Source organism: Myroides injenensis M09-0166 (assembly GCF_000246945.1).
In the GTDB taxonomy this organism is placed as follows: domain Bacteria; phylum Bacteroidota; class Bacteroidia; order Flavobacteriales; family Flavobacteriaceae; genus Flavobacterium; species Flavobacterium injenense.
The window spans coordinates 1-24,774 of record NZ_BAEX01000052.1 but is presented as its reverse complement, the minus strand read 5'-3'; the positions used below and the strand labels follow the sequence as shown (position 1 = coordinate 24,774).

Here is a 24,774-nt window from a genome sequence, read left to right as displayed (position 1 = left end):
TAATTGGGATATTGTTTGTTGTTTGCGGGCACAAAAATAAACCTTTAAAACATTCTAAAAAATTAAAATGCGCAGTTTTATCGGCTAAAAATATACAAATAGCATATTTTTAAACTTTATTTAGCATTTTTTTCTCAAAAATCAAACTTAAACATTGCACCTGCCATAATCTGCATACCTTGTACTCTAAAATTATCATAGCGATCATACTTGTCGTTCAGAATATTATTTCCCTTAATAAATACTGTCCAATTTTTTGTTGGTCGATAACCAACTTTTATATTCATATCAACAAAACCATCAACCTTCTTAATTTTAGAAAACTCATGATTATTATCCAAAATTATTGTACCAGAATTATCAATAGCTGTAAAGCGGTCATATCGTTCTCCTACATAAAACAAGTTCATACTAGCAAACCATTGATCTGTGAAATCTAAATTAATATCCGCTCCAAATCTAAACTTTGGTAAGTTCCACGCTTTAGTACCATTAGTATCATAACTATTCCATTCACCATAAACTCCTATAGAAGCATTGGTATCAAATTCATATTTCACTTCCCCAAAAAGATTTAGAGTTTTTACATTTTGATATTCTAAATTAAAAGAGTTACCAAATCCATAAGGTACTGCAGAATTTTCTAAGTTAAATGCATTATGTACAAACGTTGCTTTATCACTCTCGTTTTTATAAGCTCCTTTTACATTAAATGAAATATTGTTATCAAGTTTACCCCTTAGTCCTGCATAAAGATTGTATTTTTCACTAGTAGGAGTAATAGCTAAATCTGGTGAAATAAAAGGATTCTCGTTTGCAAATTGTTTAAATGAATTTTGTTTTAAACCTCCCTCAATTCCAGCATAAGTCACTAAAATATTTTTAACTAGATTATATGATGCTTTCACCTGAGGATAAACATAAAATTTGTTATCTGACTTACCTAATGCCTTTCCATCATTATAATAAACCCCTAAACCAACTTGTATTGAATAATCATCATTATTAAAGACTACACTAGGCTCTGCCCCAATATTTAAATTCTTATATTCTGATTTATAATTTGAATCAAAATCTTTATACTCAGTAGACACATAATCCACAACTACTCCTAACTGTGCATCTGCCTCATAACCTATTCTTGTCTTAACTTTTGGTTTAATAGAAAATCTATTTTCAACAGAACTATAATCATCCCAAAAATGATCAAAATGAATATTTAAATTAGTGAATGGCGAATTTCTGAATTCTAAATTAGTATTTACATAAATATCTTTATAGTGTTGTTTTTCATCAATACCACTGATATTTCCTCTGTCAAATTTATAATCATCCATTGGCAAACCATACCAATTACTTAACTGATAACTACCACCTAATTCTGCAGTCCAGCCAAAATTCTTTAATTGACCTCCATAAAAAATATTTGCTTCCGTTTTTGAAAAAGCATCATCTAAAAGCAAATCATTAATTCCTCCCTGAGAAGAGAAGTGCTTAGCAAATCCAGCTATATAGCTATTCTTATCAATTTTTTGGCTTAAAAAAACCTCTCCTAAAATATTAGTATAGTTTCCAAAACCTCCTAAAACATAATTATTAAAAGCTTTTAAACGTGACACTTTCTCTACAGCAGCTGCCTCCCCTTTCTCTGGAATGAAAGTAGAAGCTACTGGAAAAGAATTAATACTATATATGACTTCTTTTTTAGAATCTACATTCTCTAAATCTGTATTAGGAACTTCACTAATTTTAAAAGCATCTGAAATTGTAGCTTCATATCCTCTAACAACATTAACTACTTCTGTTCCTAGCTCTTGCTTTGTTTTCGTTTCTTGCGCTAAAACACCAATTGACAAAGAAACAGCAAACAAACTTATATATACTTTCTTATTATTCATTATTATACTTTTCAAGATTAAAATTATTGAGCTACAGAAGAATTTCGTTTAGCCTCTTCTGTGGTAATGATTTCCAATTCCTTTTTAGCTTCTATGATCACATCCTCATAATCACTAAAGTTCTTCACTACACTTTCCAATATATAAGTAGCTTGATAACTATCTTTAAGAGCATAAAAGTTCTTAGCCATTAACACTAATCCTTTTGCTCCAAAATATTTATACGAGGAGTAATTTTTAGCTAATTTTTGTACACTTTCATTAGATTGCTCATACTTCTTATCTTTATTTTTAAAATAAGCATCATAATATTGTGCCTCAGCAGCAACTTCAGCAGTGGCATTTTTCAAAACTTCAGCATAAGCCTTTCTTGCTTTTTCCTCGTTACCAGTAGTCATAGCAGTTTTTGCAATTATTATCTGCGCATCATTCTTAATACGACTCTCAATATTTGATGTAGCCATTACTTTTTCAGCATAACTTAATGCTTTACTATAATCATCTTTATCATAATAAAGTTTCATTAAGTTTGAGCGTGCAAAAGTCTTATTTTGCTCCTGTACAGCCTCTGTTTCCAAACGCAATAAAGTTTCTATCGCTTTCGCTTTATTGTTATCTTTTAAATAAATCTCAGCCGCTCTAGCTAAGGAAACTTCAGTGAATTCGCTCTTACCTGATTTCAAAACATCTTCATAATGCCCCAAGGCTTTTTTCAAATTGCTATCTGCAAAATACATCTGTGCTAAATAAAAGTGTGCTTGAAGTGACTTTTGCCCATTAGGAAAGCTTTTTAAGTACTTTTCGTATCCTTCGATTGCAGTTTTATTATTTCCTTGCATAAATTGTTTTTCTGCAGACTCGAATGTATCACTGTCTAGCTCAGCATCGCTAACTTCAACAAAAGAAAGACCTTTTACCCAAGCAGCATACTCGTCTACTTTACCATTATCGACATATACTAAGCGAGCATTCTGTACAGCTTCTAACGCTTCTTGAGAATTTGGTGACTCTTGTACTACTTGTTTAAATTTACTCAAAGCTTGTTCTGGCTTATTCGTATTATAGTAAATAAGACCTTGTCTTAAAATAGAACGACTAACAAAACTAGATGAAGGATAATCTTTTTGTAGTTTTTCAAAAGCAGCTAATGCCTTATTATTGTCTTTAATACTTGCATAAGCTACACCTATTTCATATTGCGCATCATCTGCTAAATTAGACTGAGGATAATCTTTAACAAATGCAGTTAAATCTTCTATCTTCTTTGCAGTACGATCTACAAATCCATAAGAAATAGCTTTTTGAAATCTTGCATATTCAACATCATTATGATTAGCATCTATTACTTTATTAAAAGCATCCATGGCTGGCCAATACTTTCCTGTTACAAAATTACAGTCACCTAAGCGTAAATATGCATCATTACGTTTATTTGCATCAGCAGGGTTACTTGCCACATAAGCGTTAAAATATTTTATAGCTGATTCATAATCTTTTTGTTTAAAATAAGAATACGCTATACTGTAATTTAAGTTCTTAAACTCAGCAGTATTTTTAGCTTCTGGAGCGGATTTAAAATCTTCAAAAAACTGAATTGATTCTTTGTACTTACCTAATGAGAAAAGCATTTCAGCTTTCCAATATAATGCACGAGCATTTATTTTTAAGTCTTGTTTTCCAGCAATAGCTTTATTAAATAAATCCAATGCACTTTGGTACTCACCCTCACTATATAATTCTAGTCCTCTTGCAAAAGTTACCTTCTGATAAGCTAGGGCGTTAGATGATGAACGGTTTTTCTCTAAAACAACTAATGCTTCTTTATAATTCTTTGAAGTAATATATGAATCAATTAACAAGTTTTCTATTTCTGACTTGTAAGGTGAATTAGGATACTTGTTTAAAAAAGCATTTAACACCTTAGGAGCACTTTCAAATGCATTTCCAATCTCATAACTTAGCTTGGCATAATTTAAAAAAGCATCTTCTTGAATCTCGACATCAAAATGCATTTCAGAAGCATTTTTAAAAGCATTTAAAGCCTGCACTTTCTTATGTGTTCTTAAATAACTTTCTCCTAAGTGATAATAAGCGTTTTGTGCAACAGCATTATCACCACCGATAATTTTATTAAATTGCTCAATAGCTTTTGGATAATCTTTTTGCTTATAATACGCATAACCTAATTGGTAAAAGTCAGTATTACTCCATTTACCATCTTTACCTTCATAAGTCTGCAAATAAGGTACTGCTTTATCATATTGACCAAGATTAAAATAGCTCTCTCCTACTATCTTAGATAATTCTGATTTTTCAGTTTCATCTTCAACTTTATCCATCTGCACCAAGCCCTCAGTAAGTGCTTTTTCAAAATTTCCTGTTTTAAAATTCATATCCGAACGGTAATATCCCATTTTATCTTGATATGAAGATTTAACATCTATCTTCTCAAATAATTCTTTAGCGTCATCATAATTATTTGACTCATAAGCAATATAGCCTAAGTAATAAATAGCCTGATCAGACCATTCACTATTACGACCTACTTTACTTAAATATTTTTTTGCTTCCTTAATATTTTTAATATAAAAGAAGCTATATCCTTTTTGAAAATTAAAACGGTCTTGTTGCTTTTCACTTAAGTTAGCAGTTTCCTTAACTTTAGAGGCATAGTGAACTGCTTTTTCATATTGACCTTTTACGAAGTAATAATCTGTAACTTCTATATATGCTTTATTTCGCTTTGCACTAGTAGGGTAGTTTTTTACAAACTCATCTATTTTATATTCTGCACCAACTTGATCTAATCGAATAGCACAGTTTGCTATATAATAAACACAATCTCCTTCAACTTCTTTGTCTAATGCAGATTGCGAGTTTTTAATCTTTTCAAATAAAAGCTGAGCTGCTAAATATTGCTCCTCATTAAACAGGGCTATAGCATGATTAAAATCACGTAATTCATTTGTATAAATAACTGATTCTTGAGCACTTGCTGTCATACCTCCAAGTGCTAAAGCAAAACAAGCTAATCTATTAATTTTGCGCATTTGATTCTTTTTGATTTAGTTCCAAATATATCATTTTATACTATTAAAAACATATTTAAAGCGAATATATTGCGCAAAAAGTGATGAAAAAATTATTATTATTTTGTTAAAGAAAAGGCGATAACCAGTTTAAAATTATTGGCGCCAATACAGCTGTAAGAATTCCATTAAAAATCATTCCAACACTAGCAAAAGCACCATACTTATTGCTTATCTCCATAGCTTTCATCGTTCCTAAAGCATGAGAAGATGTCCCCATTGCGATTCCTTGAGACATTGGATTGGATATACGCGATAAATTCAAAAACTTAAACCCTATCATACTTCCAAAAATTCCCGCAATCATAACAGAAGCTGCAGTAATAGAAGGAATTCCATGTACAGCAGCTGAAATTTCTAATGCAATTGGCGTACTAACTGATTTTGGTGCTAATGATAAAATAATTTCATGCTCTGCTCCTGTCCATTTAGCTAAGAAAACAACAGAGGTTACCCCTACTATGCATCCGACTAATTGACTACAGATAATTGGGAAAAGCTGTTTTTTAATTTTATCCCATTGTATATATAATGGTACTGCTAATGCTACAATAGAAGGCTTAAGAAAGAAATCAATATACTGACCTGCTTGACTATAATTTTCATATGGAATATCAAGAACAACTAAATAACAAATTAAAATGACCATCGAAAGTATGATGGGATTAAATATAATCCATTTTTTCTTTGATGTTAAAAAAATTCCTAAAGCATATAACGCTAATGTAAGGAATAACAAAAAAGTGGGGTTTTGTAAGAATATCATTTTCTTCTTCTTAAATATTGGTGAGTAATTCCAGTTACAAAAGTGACTAATACTGTACTAACTAATGTTGCAACAATAATAGGAACAATAGATTCGCTTAATATCCCAAAGTAATTTAACATTGCCACACATGGAGGAACAAAGAAAATCCCCATATTCTTTATAAGAAAATCACTTATTCCTGAAATAGATTGCGCTTTTATCCAACCCATTTTTAACAATACCCACAGTAAAACTAACCCTATGATACTTGAAGGTAATTTTACATGCGTTAAATAAACTACAAATTCTCCAAATGCAAGACAACCAACGATCACTGCTACTTGTTTAATTAAATTCATTTTAATAAAAATTTTTAACAAAATTACTAAACAATAACAATAAGCGGCTCACCAAAGGCTAAAACTTACCTATAATTAACACAAGTGTTAAAAACAACCGCACTATCAATAGGAATGTTTTTTATATGTTTTTAACTTTTATTGAATATAAAATCATTAAAACAAAACAATTTTATACACATTTGGTAACATTAAATTAATATCAGAAAATATTTTAAGACTTACATTTGTAATATAAAAAAGAAATACAGTACACTATAAGATAAAAGGAAAGTCATAAGTAAAAATTGGTTAGTTAGTTAAAACAGCTTTAGTAAGCTGTTTTTTTTATTCCTATAACTTAAAACAACACTTTTTATATCTCTACTGCATAGATTTTTTCTTTTGTATATAGGAAAAATGATATAACTTACTACTTTTACAGTAAAATTTAGTCGCGTTATGTCAAACACTGTCTTATCATTACAAGGAGTTGATATTTTTCAAAATAAACACAAAGTTCTATCCAATATTAATATCCAAGTTAATAAAGGTGAGTTCATTTATATAATTGGTAAAACTGGTGCAGGAAAAAGTAGTTTTATGAAAACTCTATATGCAGATTTACCTTTAACTGTAGGTACAGGAACAATAGTTGACTATGACTTGCGAAAACTCAAAGACAAAGACATTCCTTATTTAAGACGCTCTTTAGGTATTGTTTTTCAAGATTTCAAACTTTTACCTGATAGAACAGTTTATGGAAACCTATACTTCGCTTTAAAGGCTACAGGATGGACAGAAAAAGAAGCGATTGATAGAAAGATTGAAGAAGTACTAAATCGCGTAGGAATGATCCTACATATTGAAAAAATGCCACACCAATTATCTGGTGGAGAACAACAAAGAGTTGCAATTGCAAGAGCACTGCTAAATGATCCTGATCTAATTCTTGCTGATGAACCAACTGGAAACTTAGATCCACAAACAAGTGGTGAAGTAATGGAATTATTAAGAAGTATAAACGAAAGCGGTAGAACCATAATAATGGTAACACATGATTACGCCTTATTATTAAAATATCCTGCCAAAACATTAAAATGTGATGACGGAACCATATTTGAAGTAGTATATAAAACTGCTCAATAATAAAGAAAAGCGATAGACAGAATTCTGTATATCGCTTTTTATTTTTTCACTATAGATTAAATTCTTTGCTTCTCAATAGTGATATAGTAAATCACGTTAGTTATATCTCACTTTCATTTAAAACTAAATCACTGTAAGAAACTGCCACCAAATCAGATTTACGCAATCCTAAAGCAGTAAACAACTCATCGCATTGTTTAGCTAAATGTTCATCATCCATCCCACTTTCTTTCTCAGCTTCCACTTCTACAAAAGTTCCTAAACTATCCACATCATCGATATGTAAACTTATATTATCTAATTTATAAATTTTACGCAGCTTACTCACCTTTACCTTTATTCCAAACTGTAGTTCCAATATAGACATCAAAGCCTGACTTGGGGTATGTTTATAATAAATTACATTTGACTCACGGTTGCCAAGAACATTTTCTCTATTATAATAGATTAAAGAACTCTCTTCACCTACAGACTCACGCAATTTCAATCTAGCTTTAGGTACGTCATAATAGGTATCAGTTTGTTTAAACTCTCCTTGAAAAGTAGCTCCTAATTTGACTACTTTCTTTTCAATACTACTCAGACTTTTAACTTTTGCCTTAAATTCTATATTTTTTACTCCCATAATATTAGATCTATATCACTATCAATATTACAAAATTATAAATGAATAAAAGAATACATTTAAAACAATTCTTGTTTAAAATAAAAAGACCTTACTCATTGAGTAAGGTCTTATTTATATTAAGTAAGATAAATCAGATTAGACAAACGTTTATTTTTTTACTTTATTAACGATAGCTGCAAAAGCTTCAGAGTGATTCATAGCTAAATCTGCAAGAACTTTACGGTTCAATTCGATATTATTAGCTTTTAAATTACCCATGAATTGAGAATAGCTTAATCCGTGTTGTCTTGCACCAGCGTTGATACGCATAATCCAAAGAGAACGGAAATTTCTTTTCTTTTGTTTTCTGTCACGGTAAGCATATACCATTGCTTTTTCTACCGCGTTTTTAGCTACTGTCCAAACGTTTTTACGTCTTCCAAAGAATCCTTTGGCTTGCTTCAAAATTCTTTTTCTTCTTGCTCTTGAAGCTACTGAGTTTACTGATCTTGCCATTTCTGTAAATGTTTTTTTGTAGTGGGCGGTTATTTATACTAACACTTCTAAACCTTACTTTGCACCACTCCAGGGTTATTAAATAATTTTAACCGAAGTCAATTAAAATATTAGATTAATCTCAATTGATCTTTGATACTATGAGTATCTGCTTTAGACACTAATCCAGTGTGAGTTAAAGCTAATTTACGCTTTTTAGATTTTTTAGTCAAAATGTGACTTTTAAAAGCGTGTTTTCTTTTAATTTTTCCAGAGCCAGTTAGTTTAAAACGTTTCTTAGCGCTAGATTTAGTTTTCATTTTAGGCATTTCTTTCCTAGGTATTAATGATTATCTTACTTAACTTTTTTAATTCCTTTCAGAATTATGCTTTTTTCTTTTTAGGTGCGATAAACATAGTCATACGTTTACCCTCTAATACTGGCATAGATTCAACTTTACCATACTCTTCTAAATCTTGAGCTAATCTTAATAATAATATTTGCCCTTGATCTTTATAAATAATAGAACGTCCTTTAAAAAATACAAATGCTTTTAACTTAGAACCTTCTTTTAAAAACTTTTCAGCATTTTTCTTTTTGAACTCATAATCGTGCTCATCAGTTTGTGGTCCAAAACGAATCTCCTTTACAGTGATTTGAGTTGACTTAGCCTTTAGCATTTTTTCACGCTTCTTTTGTTCGTAAAGAAATTTCTTATAATCAATTATTTTACAAACAGGTGGCTCAGCATTTGGAGAAATTTCAACCAAATCTAACTCCAACTCTTCAGCAATTCTCACTGCTTCTGCAAGTTTAAATACACCAGGTTCTACATTGTCTCCGACAAGTCTAACTTCAGGAACGCGGATGGCATTATTAATTCTATGCGCATCTTTTTTTTCTTCGCGAGGTCTGTAACCTCTGTTTTGTCTTACTGCTATGGCTTTAAAAGTTTTTGCTTGTTTTTACCAAGCGTTATACAATAATATTATTTACTCTCCAAATTGTTTAATAGAGTCATTTACTTCTTTCTCTACCAATAAAATGAAGTCTTCTATTTTCATGGTTTGATTAGACTTACCTGAATCTCCATGTTTTCTTACAGATATTGTTCCGTTCTTCTCCTCTTCCTCTCCTACAATTAACATATAAGGAAACTTTTGTACTTCAGCTTCTCTAATTTTTTTACCGATTGTTTCATTTCGGTTATCTACCAGCGCGCGAATTTCGGAATTTTCTAACAAATCCAAAACTTTTTTCGCATATTTTTCATATTTCTCACTCAAAGACAATATGATAGCTTGTTCAGGCACCAACCATAAAGGGAATCTACCTGCTGTATGTTCTAACAATATTGCAATGAAACGCTCCATAGATCCAAATGGTGCACGGTGAATCATTACTGGTCTGTGCAATTCATTATCTGAACCTTTATAACTCAATTCAAAACGCTCTGGTAAATTGTAATCAACCTGAATCGTTCCAAGTTGCCAACTTCTACCTAAAGCATCCTTCACCATAAAGTCAAGCTTAGGACCATAGAATGCAGCTTCGCCACTTTCTATTACATAATTAAGTCCTTTGTCTCTAGCTGCATTAATAATTGCTTGCTCAGCTTTTTCCCAATTCTCAACACTTCCGATATACTTATCTGGGTTACTTAAGTCTCTCACCGATACTTGAGCTGTAAAATTCTCAAATCCTAAAGATCCAAATACATACAACACTAAATCAATTACTTTCTTAAATTCCTCATCTAATTGCTCAGGAGTACAGAAAATGTGTGCATCATCTTGAGTAAACCCTCTTACACGTGTTAATCCATGTAATTCTCCTGATTGCTCATAACGATATACAGTACCAAACTCTGCAAAACGTTTTGGCAAGTCTTTATAAGACCATGGCTTAGAATTATATATTTCACAGTGATGTGGACAGTTCATCGGTTTTAACAAGAACTCTTCCCCTTCTACTGGAGTGTGAATCGGCTGGAAACTATCTGCTCCATATTTTGCATAGTGACCAGATGTAACGTATAATTCTTTTTGCCCAATATGAGGAGTGACTACTTGCTCATATCCAGCTTTTTTCTGTGCTTTTCTTAAAAACTGTTCTAGTCTATCTCTTAATGCAGCTCCTTTAGGCAACCATAAAGGCAAACCTTGTCCTACTTTTTGAGAGAACGTAAACAATTCTAATTCTTTACCTAATTTACGGTGATCTCTTTTCTTAGCCTCTTCTAACAAAGCTAAATACTCAGTTAAATCTTTTTGTTTTGGGAACGAAATACCATAAACACGTGTTAACTGTTTATTTTTCTCATCTCCTCTCCAATAAGCACCAGCGATAGATAATATCTTAAACGCTTTAATTATCCCCGTATTAGGAATATGACCTCCACGACATAAGTCAGTAAAAGTATCATGATCACAAAAAGTAATAGTCCCATCAGCTAAATTCTCTATCAATTCAACTTTATAAGGATTCTCATCTTTTTTATACATTTCTAATGCTTCAGCCTTAGTTGCAGATCTCATTTTGAAATCATGCTTCCCTTTAGCGATTTCCAAAACTTTATCTTCGATTGTTTTGAAATCTGCATCAGTAACTTTGTGATCCATGAAATCAACATCATAATAAAACCCATTCTCAATAGCTGGACCAATTGTCAACTTAATTCCTGGATATAATTCTTGTAAAGCTTGCGCCATTACGTGTGATGTTGAATGCCAAAAAGCTTTTTTACCTTCTTGATCATTCCATGTATATAAAACTAAACTACCATCCGTGGTCAATGGTGTCGTGGTTTCGATGGTGGTACCATTGAAGTTTGCAGAAATAATATTTCTTGCTAATCCTTCGCTTATACTTTTTGCTACATCGAAAGGAGTACTGCCCGATGCATACTCTTTCACTGAACCGTCTGGTAATGTAATTTTTATCATAATAAATTTTAAAAATAAAATGCAAATATACTCATTTTTCAAGAGAATCGCAAGACTTCCTACAAATGCCTCACCTTTTTTTTTACTTATTTATGTTTATTTTCAACTTTGCTTTTTCATGTTAAAGCACAACAAAAATAAATCGATACTCTCACTATTGAAAATACAACATTTATCTATATTCCTACTATTTTTTTTGCAAACTTTAATATACAAAAAAAACGCTATATATAGTGATAACTGCGAGTTTTTTAATTATCTAATTTGCATTACCTAAATTAGCTACTATGAAAACTTTCTGTTTATTAATTTTAAGTTTATTTTCTCTTACTTCTACTGCTTCTCAAAAAAAACAAATAAAACCACCTAAAAACACTTTGGATCTTATTCCCTATAAGACAAAAAACAATACTTACATCTATGTAAACAGAGATAAACAACCTGTTTTTGACACAGAATTCACTAGTGCAGAGTTATTTACTTCTACTGGTTTTGCCATAGTAACCAATTCTGAACACAATCAAGCTATCATTGACTCCAATGGAAAAATTGTTCTCCCTTTTAAAAATTACCAAATAAAGCTATATCCTATCGGCAATCTGACTGTAGTCAAAACAGAGAAAACATACACAGCGAATCACCGTTTTTGGGAAAGGGAGTTTAATATCTTTAGTTCAAGTGTAAAAGATGTAATTCGTATCAAAACAGATGTTTTTATACTAGAGTCACAACAACATTTATTATCGGCACACATGAGTAGAGATGAAGAAAATACTTATATAAAAGTAATTAATAACAATAGTTTTCTAATCAACAATGACTATTACCAACTAAAAAATAAAAGAGCTAAAAAAATAAAAAGAATATTATCTACTCCTTTGATGACAATAAATTACTACAGCAAAATAGAGATAATAAGAGCTATTGTATCCTTGCTGTAAATAACATGGCAATTAGTATCAAGGAAAATCACTTAATAGCAAATACTGAAATTTCATTCAAACTTGGTTCTGAGAGTATTATTCTCCCAAATATTAATAAGAGTCGCTATGGCAATGATATTCCTGAAGTTTTATACAACAAAAAAAACAACAGCTATCTTGTCCAACCTTATTTTGATAAGAAATTCCCTCAAGAAATAATACCTAGAAATAAGGAAGATATAGCATTCTTACAGAAAGTAAGTTATATAAACGCAATACCTAATTACCCGTATTTTATAGCTGGTGTATTTGATTACGATAAATGGCAATATCAGTGGAAATACATTGATTTATCAGGGCGATTGTATGATAGCATTGAAGCTAATGACTTCTTTACCTTAGATATTTTATCAAATGTATTACGCCCATACAAATCTGAAATAATTCCAGCTGATAAAGTACCTAACACCTATCAAATTGATAAAATAAGGAAAGTATATCAATCTGATAATATTTTTATTGCTTTTCTTATAAATGATCAACAAGAAAAAACAGTAGGACTATGGGATAATCACTATAAAAACTGGAAAATTACACCTACTTACAATGATATAACTATACTAGATATTGAGAGAGGAATCATTGCTATATCGCTAAAAAACAATGAATACCAATTATACAGCTTAAAAACTAATTCATTAATCTCACCAACTCTATATAATTATATTAATTCAGATGGATGGACAAACATCACAAAAGATAATACTAGAATATACTTTTACACGGATATAAGTACAGGTGAGGAATATAGAGATCTAGATTGATGATATAATAGACCTCTAAAATAGGTTTTAAAAATTAAGCTTTCACTAGAGAACACTTCTTAATGTTCTAAACAGTATAAGTTTTATCTCTTTTACACACCTACCAGCTACTGCTCTATTTGTGTATTCGTACTTGTAAACTGAAATAGCCAATTATACAAATCTATATGTCGATATAAATCTTCTACGCTACCGTGTGTTCCACCTTTAATTATTTCTAATTCTATCGGTGCATTTTTATCACAATTGCGAATCGCTGCAAGAATTTTTTTCGATTCTTTGATAGAAACAATAAAATCTTTATCACCATGAATTAGCTTAATAGGTGTAGCTGTCATTGTACAAGCATCTTTTTCCTCACCACCTCCACAAATAGAGACAGCAGCTGCCACACGACTAGCGTATTTACTAAGATATTTCATCGTTCCATAAGATCCTAAACTCATACCCGTTACATAAATACGACTCTCATCTATATTGTAGTTTTTAATCATATACATGACCACTTCATCCACCTTATCAGGATTCCAAGGTCCTGAAGGAAGTTGTGGTGCTACTAAATAGGCAGGAATATCTAACCCCTTTTCTATTCCTCTTAATGGTCCGTATCTCTTTACTTTATTAATATCATTCCCTGACAAACTTCGCCCGTGTAGGAAAATCACCAGAGGATTTTTTTCCTTTACCTCTTTGGGTTCATTAACCCAAAATTGATATGCAGTTTGATCTTTAATTGCAATTGGTTGAGCAATAATTTTAAAGGGTAATAAACATAAAAATAGAAGAATAAAACGCATATTTTTTTCTGTAAATTTAGAAGGATTTTTCTTAATTGATTTGAAATATTAAATAAAATAATTCGCATTATATGATTTAATGCGCTTTATAGTACATCAAGAAATTACTTAAGACTTACAAAGAATTTTAATGTTATTAAGTTTCTCTATTAATCACACCTTTATTTAACAACATGTTTACCCCTATACCTATAATAGCAGTAATATATAAAGCATCCATTATATAACTAAGCATCAATTCATCTTTGAATAGTATACAAAATCTACTCTTATATTAGACTACATAGCGCCTCAATAAACAAAACCAATATAACTATTTACTGACAAGGTAAATAATGACCTAAAATGACTATTCTTTGCTATTTACAGTATATTAAAATTTCAACTAATTCCAGTGATATCAAGGCTTAAGAAGCATTTCAAAACGTTTAATAGGGGTTTTCTCCGAGAACGCTTCGGGAATTGGTTGAGTATGCATTGCAAAAGCTGGGGTGTTCCCGAACAACCCTACATCCGTGCCCGAACAACACTGGGATTAAAGGCAAATTAGAATATAAAAAAATCACTGTAAAAGAGAAAATAATATTTTCTTTTTTACAGTGATTTAGAGAAATGAAATACACTTTGATTTGTGTATTTCTATTTAAAAATTATCAGCTAGTGTACTGATTAACAATGCAAAGATACTATTTTTATAATTGATTTTATATTAGCTTTTCAATAATTAATTAAATTACAAAGTAATTACTTACAGTAAGTTAAATCTTCTTACAAAAGAGTACTCCCTAAAAAAACATTGTGCATTATAAATGCTATAAGATGTTAATCCTTAGCAATAGCAATCTTCACTTTTTTATTTTTTAATTTAGTATTTTCTAACTTTGCCAGTAGTGGCTTTATCTTATAAGAACTTATTGCTACAAACGATTGCTTATCCCTCACATCTATCAGACCTATATTCTCTTTATTAAGGCCACCTGTCTTAATTAAATAACCTACGATATCTACCTTATTAACTTTGTCTTTCTTACCCGCGCTAATATAAATTGTCTTAAAGTCTGTTTTATTATCAATTTTATAATTTTGTTTTAATACCTCATTAGCCATATCATTATCAATAAAGCTAATATCCTCCTCCTTGGTTACCATTACATAAACTTTACCAGAAGCTTTCATACGTGCAGTACGCCCATTTCGATGAATAAAAGTAACTTCTTTCTCAGGAATTTGATAATGAATTACATGTCCAATTTCAGGAATATCAAGTCCTCTAGCAGCTAAATCAGTTGAAATAAGAATATGACTACTTTTATTTCTGAATTTCATTAATGCTCGTTCTCGGTCTTCTTGTTCTAACCCTCCATGGAAAGCACCATTGGCAACACCTTTTTTGGTCAAAGTTTCGCTAATTCGATCTACCGCATCTCGATGATTACAAAAGATCAAAACAGTATCTTTTCCAATCTTACCCAATAATTGTATTAGTACCTCTAATTTTTCTTCAGCTGCAGATACCACCTTACTATATGATAAAGTAGGTTGGTTTTCATTCTTATCCAAAAAATTTAATCGATCTGGATTAGTAATACCAGTAAACTCAGGAATTTTACTTAAAGTAGTAGCAGAGGTTAACATTCGGAAATCAATATTATCAAATGAATTAATAATATAATCCATATCGTCTTGGAATCCCATTTCTAATGCTTTATCAAATTCATCAATTACGTAACTTGTAACCGTTTCTACATTAAATGAATTCTCCTCTATATGAAAGGCTAATCTCCCTGGGGTACCTACTAATACTGCAGGTGGCGAACTCAGATTATTTAATTCCGTTCTAGTAGAATGTCCTCCATAGCAAGCATTAATCTTGAAGGAGGTTCCCATCTTTTTAAATACTGTTTCTATTTGCAATGCTAATTCTCTTGAAGGAACTATGATAACTGCTTGTACTCCTTTTACTTTAGCATCTAACCTCGCTACTATTGATAATAAAAAAGCTAACGTTTTGCCTGATCCAGTAGGCGATAATAAAACAATATTGTTGTTATTCATCGAAGCATTAAATGTCTTGTCTTGCATTTCATTTAATGCTTTTATATTTAAATTTTTTAGTATATTCAATTTATCCATAGGCGCAAAGGTAATATTATTCTTTTTTAGAATTCTAAAAGAATTAACTTAAGTATTACGTTCTATACAAATAAATTCTTTGCTATTCTTATTAAAATAAATTTCAATATAAGGTTCATTTGCAATCCCCACTTGATATAGGAACTCTAATTCATCATTCCACTGCATCGGCTCATCATCCTCTGGCCATATCATAGCCCATCCACCCGAAAAAGCGTAAATCTCCTCCCCTTTATACATAGGATGACTATCCATCCACAGTGATATATATTTATCATTGACTACTTCCTGTAAATCAAAAAGAGAATTTCTATCAATACCTTCATCTAATAACCATTGCTGTATCTCTATATCACCAAAATGCAGTAGATTTTCCAAAGGTGGATAAACATTTACTTCTTTAGTAGATAGCCCTATATAATCATCTAAGTCAAAATCATTAATAGCGACTTTTTCAAAAATATATTCTCCTTCTGACTTCTCTTTCAATGCCATCCACTCATTAGCATATTGAACTATAAAAGGAATATTCTGCTCTTCATTAATATAGGCTATTATATTCTCCTTATTAGTAGCTCTGACAAATAACTGCGTATTTCGAAGAAATAATTCAGCCTTTTCTTTTAATTGATTCGTATTCATGACAAATGGTTATTATACAAATTATAAATTTCAATAAAGTTATCTAATTTATTATGCTCTACTAATTCCTCTAGTATATCTACACCTAACTTCAAAGCCTCAATTTCACAACAATATAAATCAGAATTATAGTCAACCCCAGCCAATACGCTTCCTTCATGCATTTCGATGCACCAGTCTTTTAAAAATAAATCTAATGGAATCCTTACAATATTATACAATTGCTCTTGTTCTTTTTCATACGCCTTAATCATTTCTTCGCTTGACCAAAAACAAAATACAAGCACTTCTTCTCCATTTTCTTTTTCATAATGATTAGAGCAGAATTTGTATACTCCATCCTTATTCTTTAAACAATAGACAGCCTCTTCTATACAAACTGTATTAATAAAATTCTTATATCTAGAAATTGAGAAATTCACCTCTGGTATCTTTTATTTTTTTATAAACAATATTCAATTACACAAATATAACCACAACACAATATCTAATAATTCCCAGAAATTAGTGATTTTCATCAAACAGAATGCTAAACACTATTGGTTTAATTACATATAAAAAATTAATGCATAAAATTCTAATAGGGATTTTAGATTATGAAAATTGAAAACAATTATTTGTCATACAGAAATTCTTTTTAAATAATTTAGAAAAGAAGAAACACTCCTTTTTTAGTAGCTTTCCCTCACTACATATTATTGTGGGAAGAAGTAGCGATATAATAAGAATTAGTATAAATTAAAACAAATAACAATCTAATTATTTATATGTAAGAAAAATACAAGTATAAATAGTATTTTTGTATATTATTAGACATTTTTATACTCTGAGCATCAAAGCTTTCAGATAGTTTAATTAATAATCAATTATGGCAAAAGAGAAACATATTCGCCTTCTTATTGTCTTTTTTCTTAGTGCTTTAATTAGCACTCTAGTTACTTCATGTTATAACAATTCACATCATATAAAGAAACAAGAAAAAGATATTGCACTTTTTATTAATTCTTACAATAGATTTAATTCATCTGAAGAGAAAAAACAATCCGCAGATTCTATTGGTAAATTATTACAAAATCTACCTAACTCAAAAAACACAAGAAATTTACTATCAGAGTATATACAAGCAACAAATGATAATCGATCTTATATCGATCTTTTATTCAAATTCGCTAGAAAAGATCATGATTTAGTAAGTGAAGCCAAGGCTTATACCCTATTAGGAAATCTCTTTGATAAAGAATTTCAATCGGATAGTGCTTTTTATAACTATACAAAAGCAGAGTATTTATATAAAAATTTGAATGATAGTATAGCCCTGCAAGATATCTATACCTTTAAGGCAATTATTCTAGCACGTAATGGTATTTACTCAGAAGCTCAGACTAATATCTTAAATTCAATGTCAATTAATAAGCAGCAAAAAACGTTAAAAGTAAGATTTGCTGAAAATGCTTTAATGGCAGAAACCCTTATTGGTCTTTCTCAAAATGAAGAAGCTATTAGAATTCTAGAACTCACTCTTGCTTTACTTAATGACCCTAAAATAAGTGAATTTTACAATGAAGATGTGAAAAGACTTAATATTGCTAGTGTAAACGCAACTATAGCGCAAGCGTATATTAATTTAGAAGACTATTTCCAAGCTAAACAAATTGTCAATGATATAATAGAGCACCAATTATTTATTGAACGATCTTACGACGCATTAATATATTCTCATTTATTATATATGTTATCAGATATAGATCTAAAAACAAATAATTTAAATGGAGTTGACAAAAGGCTTAAAATTGCTTTAAAGCTATTAAAGGAGCAACAAAACACGCAAACTTTCAATGAAACAAAACTATTACTAGGTGAATACTATTTTAAAAAAGGAGATGATTATTTAGCTAGTATTGAAGTCAATGATGTACTTAATTATTCTAGAATAAAACAAGATCTTAAACTGGAAAAAGATGCACTATCTGTGTTTTTGAAATATGAAAATGGAAACTTTCAAGGATCATATAAAGAAAACTTTATTCGATATGAAGAAATTGGCAATCTAATATTAGATGAAAATACTATTGTAAAAAACACCTTTGCACGTATTAGTTTCGAAGCTGACAACCTTTTAAGAGTAAATAAAAAACTAGAAGAGCAAAAAAACAAGATTACTATCTTTGGTGGAATTTTATTCTTTGGTGCCATTATTGGTTTCTTAATAATATTGATGAAACAAAAATTAAAAGAGATTAAAATGGGAAAATTACTTCAACTAGATACAGAGAAGTATTATGATTCTATTTTAAATACTCTACAAGAACTTACCGAAGCTAGAAATATTGAAAGGAAAGGTATTGCACAAGAACTTCATGATGGTGTACTCAATAAATTATTTGTTACTCGTTTTCTATTAATGCAATTAAATAAAGATACTATAGAAAATCAAAAAGATGTCTTAATAAATGAATTACAAGATGTAGAAAAGTATATTAGAAATGTATCTCATGCTCTGGCTAATGAGGAAGCATTCAAAACTGGTGACTTTGAACAGTTAATTTATGATTTAATTCACGTTCAAAATCGCAATAAAAACACTCATTTTGTATTGCATATAGACGAGGATATTGACTTACAATTACTCGACAGTAAATATAAAGTACATATTTATAGAATAATTCAGGAAGCACTGCAAAACGTACAGAAATACGCTAACGCTAAAAATTGCATAGTCACTTTTAAGTTTATTAAAAAAGGGTTATTCAAAGTTATCATAAAAGACGATGGTATTGGCTTTGACCCTAGCGATATAAAATTTGGCTTAGGATTTTCTAATATCAAACAAAGAAGCCAAATGATGAATAGTAAATTTTATCTATTTAGTAAACCTAATTTTGGTACTAAAATATCTTTTTTTATAAAGTATGAAGATTAAAATGAATACAAAAAGAGGTAGCCTAAAGGCTACCTCTTTTACTTAATTATTGATCTGCTTTGATACTGACCTTACTATTTATTAGATACCTTCATAAAAAAAGGATTAACAGGGATTTTACAATTTCTTACTTCTATTGTAAATTCTTTTGAAGAACCTACACAACCTTGCTCATTTTTAAAAGTCATTCTTAATTGTAAATTATCTATAATTTCATCACTTTCTAAAATATTTATGGTTGTTTGTTCAACTTTTAAAATGTTTCTAAAAGTAGTATTATCTAATTTCTCCCATGATTTTGACTCTTTATTAAAATATTGCCATTCTTGATAAGTAAGATTATTATCTAATTGAACCGAAATAAGTTTACTCTCACCCAAACATACATAAGTATCTTCTGGCTCCACTGTTAACAGTGGAATTGGAAACACAGTTATTTTTGCTATATCACTATAGCCTACACAACCATCTTTTAATAATTTAATTCGTAATTGTAAATCATTGATTGTACTTGAAGCATTAGTTATAGCAACTTCATTGTCCTTTACTGTAAGTAATCCACTAAACGAATTATTATTTAAAGATACCCATTGATTACTAGCATTAAGATACTCCCAGCCACCATTACTTACTCCATTGTCCATACTAGCACTTATATTTCCATCACTGCCTGCACATAATGAAACTGACTTTGGTTGGTTTGACGAGCTTAAACTTGGTAATGGTAAAACAGTAATTTCTACTTCTCTACTATATCCAAAACAGTTAGTTTCACCATCTACAAATTTCATACGAATTTTTAAATTATTTATAGATGGGTCTCCTTTTTTAATAGTAATTCTTACCATATCAATCCCTACTAAACCATCAAATGTAACATTTCGAAGCCAAGTCCATTCTTTCGTATTTTCATCAAAATACTCCCATTGATCATATTCATCACCAGGATTTAACTCAGCTATTAATTCAGCTGTTCCATTTTGGCAAACCACAATATCAGAAGGCTCACGATTTAACTTAGGTATTGGATAAACAGTTATTTTTGCTATATCACTATAGCCTACACAACCATCTTTTAATAATTTAATTCGTAATTGTAATTCATTAATTGTATTTGAAGCATTAGTTATAGCAACTTCATTGTCTTTTACTGTAAGTAATCCACTAAACGAATTATTATTTAAAGATACCCATTGATTACGAGCATTAAGATACTCCCAGCCACCATTACTTACTCCATTGTCCATGGTAGCACTAATATTTCCATCACTGCCTGTGCATAACGAAACTGACTTTGGTTGGTTTGACGAGCTTAAACTTGGTAATGGTAAAACAATAATCTCTACTTCTCTACTATATCCAAAACAGTTAGTTTTACCATCTACAAATTTCATACGAATTTTTAGATTATTTATAGATGGGTCTCCTTTTTTAATAGTAATTCTTACCATATCAATCCCTACTAAACCATCAAATGTAATATTTCGAAGCCAAGTCCATTCTTTCGTATTTTCATCAAAATACTCCCATTGATCATATATATCACCTGGATTTAACACAGCAATTAATTCAGCGGTTCCATCTTGACAAACCCTAATATCTTGGGGCTCTTGATTTAACTTAGGCATCGGAAAAACAGTTATTTTTGCAATATCACTATAGCTTACACAACCATCTTTTAATAATTTAATTCGCAATTGTAAATCATTGATTGTACTTGAAGCATTAGTTATAGCAACTTCATTGTCCTTTACTGTAAGTAATCCACTAAACGAATTATTATTTAAAGATACCCATTGATTGCTAGCATTAAGATACTCCCAACCACCATTACTTACTCCATTGTCCATGGTAGCACTTATTCTTCCATTACTACCTGTACATAATGAAACTGACTTTGGTTGGTTTGACGAGCTTAAACTTGGTAATGGTAAAACAGTAATCTTTACATCTCTGCTATATCCAAAACAGTTAGTTTTACTATCTGTAAATCTCAAACGAAGTTTTAAATTATTTATAGATGGATCTCCTTTTATAATAGTAATTTTTAAGTCAGCTACACCTATTAAACCTGAAAATGTAGCATTTCGAAGCCAAGTCCATTCTTTCGTATTCTCATCAAAATACTCCCATCGACTATATCTATAATCTGGATTTAACTCGGCATTTAATTCAGCTGTTCCATCTTGACAAACCGCGATATCAGAAGGCTCTCGATTTAACTTAGGTATTGGATAAACAGTTATTTTTGCTATATTACTATATCCTACACAATCATCTTTTAATAATTTAATTCGTAATTGTAAATCATTGATTGTATTTGAAGCATTAGAAATAGCAACTTCATTGCCTTTTACTGTAAGTAATCCACTAAACGAATTATTATTTAAAGATACCCATTGATTACTAGCATTAAGATATTCCCAGCCACCATTACTCACTCCATTGTCCATGCTAGCACTTATGCTTCCATCACTACCTGTACATAGTGAAATTGACTTTGGTTGGTTTACGGAGCTTAAAGCTGGAATTTCTTTCACTGTAATTATAAAAGGAATTTTTTCACCATAACACCCCTCTTTTCCCTCAGCTGCATAATATGTATAATTTCCTGGTTTTGAATGAATAAAAACATCATTAGGAAGTTTATTACCATTACTATCAAAATAATATAACTGTAAGCCCAAAGATTTTCCTTGCTCTGATAGTTTAACATTTGCTTGTATCGAAGTATCTACACACGTAGATAGATTATTAACTATTGGCTTTGAAGGTATAGCTAATCTTCTTGTGGCTAATAAATGATAACAATCCTCGTCTCCACCAGGAATTACAGCATAATATATAATACCAGTATCATAATTAGGATGCACCATAAAATTACCTGTTACTAAAACAGCGCCAGCAGTTCCTGGCATATTTCGATAAAACAAAGTTCCTTGCGGATATTCATTAGCAATTTGATTTCTAGGAATTTCAGTTCCACCACACCATAAAACAAATTCTCTAACATTATCCTTAAAATCAGCATTATTACACTTTGAAGAATCAAAAATAATGTCGCTATTAAAAGTGCCATAAATAGGACCTGAACCACAATATTGATCAGTACCTATTACAAGTCCACTTTCGACAGGATCACCAGTACCCAAACCTGTTCCAGTAAATTTCCCATCAATACTAACTTGTAACTTACAATTAAATGATCTTAATAGTGTACAGTCTTCAATAACTTTAACTTTATAGGTCATATCAGCTAAAATTTTATCTATATCAGCCGGTTTTTCAATATTACCAATATTCCATGTTAAAGTACCTCCTGAAGTATTAGCATTAGTAGCGTCAGGTCTAGCTCCTTTTGGTGGAGTCCAAGTGACATTCTTATTTGAACTTTTATAATTTACATTCCAAGGTAATTCTATCGTTACTTTACCATCTTTAGCAGCTTCAGTACCTTTATTCTTAATACTTACATAAAACTCTAATTCATCGCCAGGTTTCACACCTTTAGAAGGTGTAAAATTAGAAGGCTTGTTTTCTACTATAATCTCAGGAAAATAAGCATCTACAGCTAAAACTAAATTATAAATCACATAAGCATCTCCTTTGGTACCATATAAAAATTTGGTAGATGTCTGATTGTTAGCAATAATATCCTTTTTACTATTATCAAAATTAAACTTACTAATATCTATTCCTGTATTATTCTTTAAATTAGGATTACGTGGATTACCTTCAGTATAAATTGAAGAGTTAAAAAAATTATCAGCAGTATTTCCTGGATGACTTAGAGGTACCCACTTTTTATTTGCAGCATCTCGTATATGAAAATAATCTCCACTGACATCATAATCACCTTCCCCTGCCATTACACCAATAGTTAAATTTACATCTCCTCTTTGTGCAGCCCTAATACCATCGATAGCTAATTCATATGCAACATTTGTACTTGTATTAGTATTTGCAATATATGCATATCCATCATAGACAGTAATATCACGCCATTTCATTGTAGCATTCTTATAGACAACGACCATTCCCCAACCACCATAATATCCTACATTACCACCAGTACCTTCCATACAGGCTAAATTACCAACGAAATATTCACCTGCACCATTTTTTCGTACATAATCTGTAATATCAGCATAACCCACAAATATATTATCAAATCTTCCACTAGGATATAGAATTTCATTATTAGCAGCTGACACTTCTATATACTCTTGCCCTGCTTTTTTTAATTTTACTTTAGTCTTATCTAAAGTTGCAGTTACAGTTCTAATGTTATTTTTTCTACCTGACACCTCTATTTTTAAATCTGCAGCTTCGATATATCTATAGTCAGCCCCCCCATATTGGGGGATATAAGCTGATACATTTGTAATTGACAAATTAACACTACCTTCACTAAATGAGATTTTATCTATTGGCATATCTTTATAAACAGGGTTAACACTATTAGGAGTAACTCTTGCATTAGCAGTTTGCCAAGTTTTACCATTATCTATACTATAATCTACATAGCCAGAACCATAAGTACTATATCCAGCACGTATTATAACTTTTGTATCTCCGTATATTGAGTTTACTCTAAATATTGTAGATTTATAACCATTTCTATCTCCAGTTACCACACTTACAGTGTAATGCGTATTATCAACTGTTGATGGTCCACGATAGTTTTTCGTTATTTTAGGGAAACTTTCTCCAGCACCTGGTTCAAGAATACCTTTAGACCCCTCAAATATATTAGGACTTGCTAGTTGATGATGTGCTCTAGCTGACCAGTAAAGCCCTGCATAAACAATATCATTACAATTTTTATCTCCATCTAGAACCAAAGTAGAAGATGATGAATTAACCGTTGACTCATCATTATCTACATCGACATACCTCATTTGAGAAACATTTGTGCTTTCATCCGAATAGTCTACTAATGTCATATTAGTATTACCAATCATTTTAAAATCTCCTTGTAAAGCATAATTTTTAACTTCTTTATAAGGATTTGGAGCATTCTTAGAGGTTCTAGGTTTGAAATCTACTTGTACTTGTGCAAAACCAACCTGAAGTGAGATAAAAACAATAATAAGACTATATAATAATCTTAACATTATATTGTATTTATCATTATTTATAACTTTCATAACTTTTTTATTAATTGATTATATCGTTTAATCGCTTCTCAACAATTAAAAGTGGTCTTACTTATTTATTTAACTACTAAAACGATATTTACAAAAGTTGACACATACTACGTGT

18 protein-coding genes are annotated in these 24,774 nt (G+C 30.6%); 4 read left to right on the top strand and 14 right to left on the bottom strand.

The window, feature by feature from the left end; genetic code table 11:
- Positions 1-134: 134 nt before the first annotated feature.
- The 4 genes from RH98_RS09560 to RH98_RS09545 form a co-directional block, all read right to left on the bottom strand.
- Positions 135-1,898 (bottom strand): TonB-dependent receptor, encoded by a 1,764-nt coding sequence (locus RH98_RS09560; protein WP_010253678.1) that lies wholly within the window; start codon positions 1,896-1,898, stop codon positions 135-137.
- Between the two features lie 23 nt (positions 1,899-1,921).
- Positions 1,922-4,948, bottom strand: coding sequence for a tetratricopeptide repeat protein (locus tag RH98_RS09555; protein WP_010253675.1), 3,027 nt, complete (start codon positions 4,946-4,948; stop codon positions 1,922-1,924).
- Between the two features lie 106 nt (positions 4,949-5,054).
- On the bottom strand, positions 5,055-5,753 hold the full coding sequence (locus tag RH98_RS09550; protein WP_010253673.1) for an LrgB family protein: 699 nt from the start codon (positions 5,751-5,753) through the stop codon (positions 5,055-5,057).
- Positions 5,750-6,094, bottom strand: coding sequence for a CidA/LrgA family protein (locus RH98_RS09545; RefSeq protein WP_010253670.1), 345 nt, complete (start codon positions 6,092-6,094; stop codon positions 5,750-5,752). Before RH98_RS09545 ends, RH98_RS09550 begins: the two co-directional genes overlap by 4 nt.
- 441 nt (positions 6,095-6,535) lie before the next feature.
- Here RH98_RS09545 and RH98_RS09540 point away from each other — a divergent pair, with 441 nt between their 5' ends.
- Positions 6,536-7,222 carry a cell division ATP-binding protein FtsE gene (locus RH98_RS09540; RefSeq protein WP_010253666.1) on the top strand — a complete coding sequence of 229 codons (687 nt, stop codon included), beginning with the start codon at positions 6,536-6,538 and terminating at the stop codon, positions 7,220-7,222.
- Between the two features lie 100 nt (positions 7,223-7,322).
- On the opposite strand, the gene cyaB is transcribed toward RH98_RS09540, so the two are convergent.
- From cyaB to thrS, 5 genes are all read right to left on the bottom strand, one after another.
- Positions 7,323-7,847 carry a class IV adenylate cyclase gene (cyaB, locus tag RH98_RS09535; RefSeq protein ID WP_010253663.1) on the bottom strand — a complete coding sequence of 175 codons (525 nt, stop codon included), beginning with the start codon at positions 7,845-7,847 and terminating at the stop codon, positions 7,323-7,325.
- A gap of 150 nt (positions 7,848-7,997) precedes the next feature.
- Complete coding sequence (gene rplT, locus RH98_RS09530; RefSeq protein ID WP_010253661.1) at positions 7,998-8,345, bottom strand: 50S ribosomal protein L20; 348 nt, start codon at positions 8,343-8,345, stop codon at positions 7,998-8,000.
- Positions 8,346-8,455: 110 nt separating this feature from the next.
- Positions 8,456-8,653 carry a 50S ribosomal protein L35 gene (gene rpmI, locus RH98_RS09525; protein WP_010253658.1) on the bottom strand — a complete coding sequence of 66 codons (198 nt, stop codon included), beginning with the start codon at positions 8,651-8,653 and terminating at the stop codon, positions 8,456-8,458.
- 55 nt (positions 8,654-8,708) lie between these two features.
- On the bottom strand, positions 8,709-9,266 hold the full coding sequence (gene infC / locus RH98_RS09520; protein ID WP_081498621.1) for a translation initiation factor IF-3: 558 nt from the start codon (positions 9,264-9,266) through the stop codon (positions 8,709-8,711).
- A 51-nt stretch (positions 9,267-9,317) separates the two neighbouring features.
- On the bottom strand, positions 9,318-11,270 hold the full coding sequence (gene thrS, locus RH98_RS09515; RefSeq protein WP_010253651.1) for a threonine--tRNA ligase: 1,953 nt from the start codon (positions 11,268-11,270) through the stop codon (positions 9,318-9,320).
- 287 nt (positions 11,271-11,557) lie between these two features.
- On the opposite strand from thrS, the gene RH98_RS15260 reads away from it, so the two are divergent.
- Positions 11,558-12,211 carry a KWG repeat-containing protein gene (locus RH98_RS15260; protein WP_010253647.1) on the top strand — a complete coding sequence of 218 codons (654 nt, stop codon included), beginning with the start codon at positions 11,558-11,560 and terminating at the stop codon, positions 12,209-12,211.
- 5 nt (positions 12,212-12,216) lie between these two features.
- A complete protein-coding gene (locus RH98_RS15255) occupies positions 12,217-13,017 on the top strand; it encodes a hypothetical protein (RefSeq protein ID WP_010253644.1) in 801 nt (266 codons plus the stop codon).
- 107 nt (positions 13,018-13,124) lie between these two features.
- Here the strand turns inward: RH98_RS15255 and RH98_RS09505 are convergent, their stop codons facing one another.
- From RH98_RS09505 to RH98_RS09490, 4 genes are all read right to left on the bottom strand, one after another.
- On the bottom strand, positions 13,125-13,814 hold the full coding sequence (locus tag RH98_RS09505; RefSeq protein WP_010253641.1) for a carboxylesterase family protein: 690 nt from the start codon (positions 13,812-13,814) through the stop codon (positions 13,125-13,127).
- An 822-nt stretch (positions 13,815-14,636) separates the two neighbouring features.
- Positions 14,637-15,947: a DEAD/DEAH box helicase gene (locus RH98_RS09500; RefSeq protein ID WP_010253638.1), complete on the bottom strand. Its 1,311-nt coding sequence runs from the start codon at positions 15,945-15,947 to the stop codon at positions 14,637-14,639.
- 48 nt (positions 15,948-15,995) lie between these two features.
- Positions 15,996-16,589, bottom strand: a complete 594-nt coding sequence (locus RH98_RS09495; protein WP_010253635.1) for a hypothetical protein — start codon at positions 16,587-16,589, stop codon at positions 15,996-15,998.
- On the bottom strand, positions 16,586-17,011 hold the full coding sequence (locus tag RH98_RS09490) for a DUF2750 domain-containing protein (protein ID WP_010253630.1): 426 nt from the start codon (positions 17,009-17,011) through the stop codon (positions 16,586-16,588). Before RH98_RS09490 ends, RH98_RS09495 begins: the two co-directional genes overlap by 4 nt.
- A 446-nt stretch (positions 17,012-17,457) precedes the next feature.
- On the opposite strand from RH98_RS09490, the gene RH98_RS09485 reads away from it, so the two are divergent.
- Complete coding sequence (locus RH98_RS09485) at positions 17,458-19,509, top strand: sensor histidine kinase (protein WP_010253627.1); 2,052 nt, start codon at positions 17,458-17,460, stop codon at positions 19,507-19,509.
- A 74-nt stretch (positions 19,510-19,583) separates the two neighbouring features.
- On the opposite strand, the gene RH98_RS09480 is transcribed toward RH98_RS09485, so the two are convergent.
- On the bottom strand, positions 19,584-24,659 hold the full coding sequence (locus RH98_RS09480; RefSeq protein WP_010253624.1) for a hypothetical protein: 5,076 nt from the start codon (positions 24,657-24,659) through the stop codon (positions 19,584-19,586).
- Between the last annotated feature and the right edge of the window lie 115 nt (positions 24,660-24,774).

What these genes read in the sequence shown, in the direction of transcription:
- RH98_RS09555 (WP_010253675.1), bottom strand. Translation starts at nt 4,948, where the DNA reads ATGCGCAAAATTAATAGATTAGCTTGTTTTGCTTTAGCACTTGGAGGT.
- rplT (WP_010253661.1), bottom strand. Translation starts at nt 8,345, where the DNA reads ATGGCAAGATCAGTAAACTCAGTAGCTTCAAGAGCAAGAAGAAAAAGA.
- RH98_RS09545 (WP_010253670.1), bottom strand. Translation starts at nt 6,094, where the DNA reads ATGAATTTAATTAAACAAGTAGCAGTGATCGTTGGTTGTCTTGCATTT.
- RH98_RS09495 (WP_010253635.1), bottom strand. Translation starts at nt 16,589, where the DNA reads ATGAATACGAATCAATTAAAAGAAAAGGCTGAATTATTTCTTCGAAAT.
- RH98_RS09485 (WP_010253627.1), top strand. Translation starts at nt 17,458, where the DNA reads ATGGCAAAAGAGAAACATATTCGCCTTCTTATTGTCTTTTTTCTTAGT.
- RH98_RS09540 (WP_010253666.1), top strand. Translation starts at nt 6,536, where the DNA reads ATGTCAAACACTGTCTTATCATTACAAGGAGTTGATATTTTTCAAAAT.
- RH98_RS09550 (WP_010253673.1), bottom strand. Translation starts at nt 5,753, where the DNA reads ATGATATTCTTACAAAACCCCACTTTTTTGTTATTCCTTACATTAGCG.
- thrS (WP_010253651.1), bottom strand. Translation starts at nt 11,270, where the DNA reads ATGATAAAAATTACATTACCAGACGGTTCAGTGAAAGAGTATGCATCG.
- cyaB (WP_010253663.1), bottom strand. Translation starts at nt 7,847, where the DNA reads ATGGGAGTAAAAAATATAGAATTTAAGGCAAAAGTTAAAAGTCTGAGT.
- RH98_RS15255 (WP_010253644.1), top strand. Translation starts at nt 12,217, where the DNA reads ATGGCAATTAGTATCAAGGAAAATCACTTAATAGCAAATACTGAAATT.
- rpmI (WP_010253658.1), bottom strand. Translation starts at nt 8,653, where the DNA reads ATGCCTAAAATGAAAACTAAATCTAGCGCTAAGAAACGTTTTAAACTA.
- RH98_RS09500 (WP_010253638.1), bottom strand. Translation starts at nt 15,947, where the DNA reads ATGGATAAATTGAATATACTAAAAAATTTAAATATAAAAGCATTAAAT.
- RH98_RS15260 (WP_010253647.1), top strand. Translation starts at nt 11,558, where the DNA reads ATGAAAACTTTCTGTTTATTAATTTTAAGTTTATTTTCTCTTACTTCT.
- RH98_RS09560 (WP_010253678.1), bottom strand. Translation starts at nt 1,898, where the DNA reads ATGAATAATAAGAAAGTATATATAAGTTTGTTTGCTGTTTCTTTGTCA.
- RH98_RS09505 (WP_010253641.1), bottom strand. Translation starts at nt 13,814, where the DNA reads ATGCGTTTTATTCTTCTATTTTTATGTTTATTACCCTTTAAAATTATT.
- RH98_RS09480 (WP_010253624.1), bottom strand. Translation starts at nt 24,659, where the DNA reads ATGAAAGTTATAAATAATGATAAATACAATATAATGTTAAGATTATTA.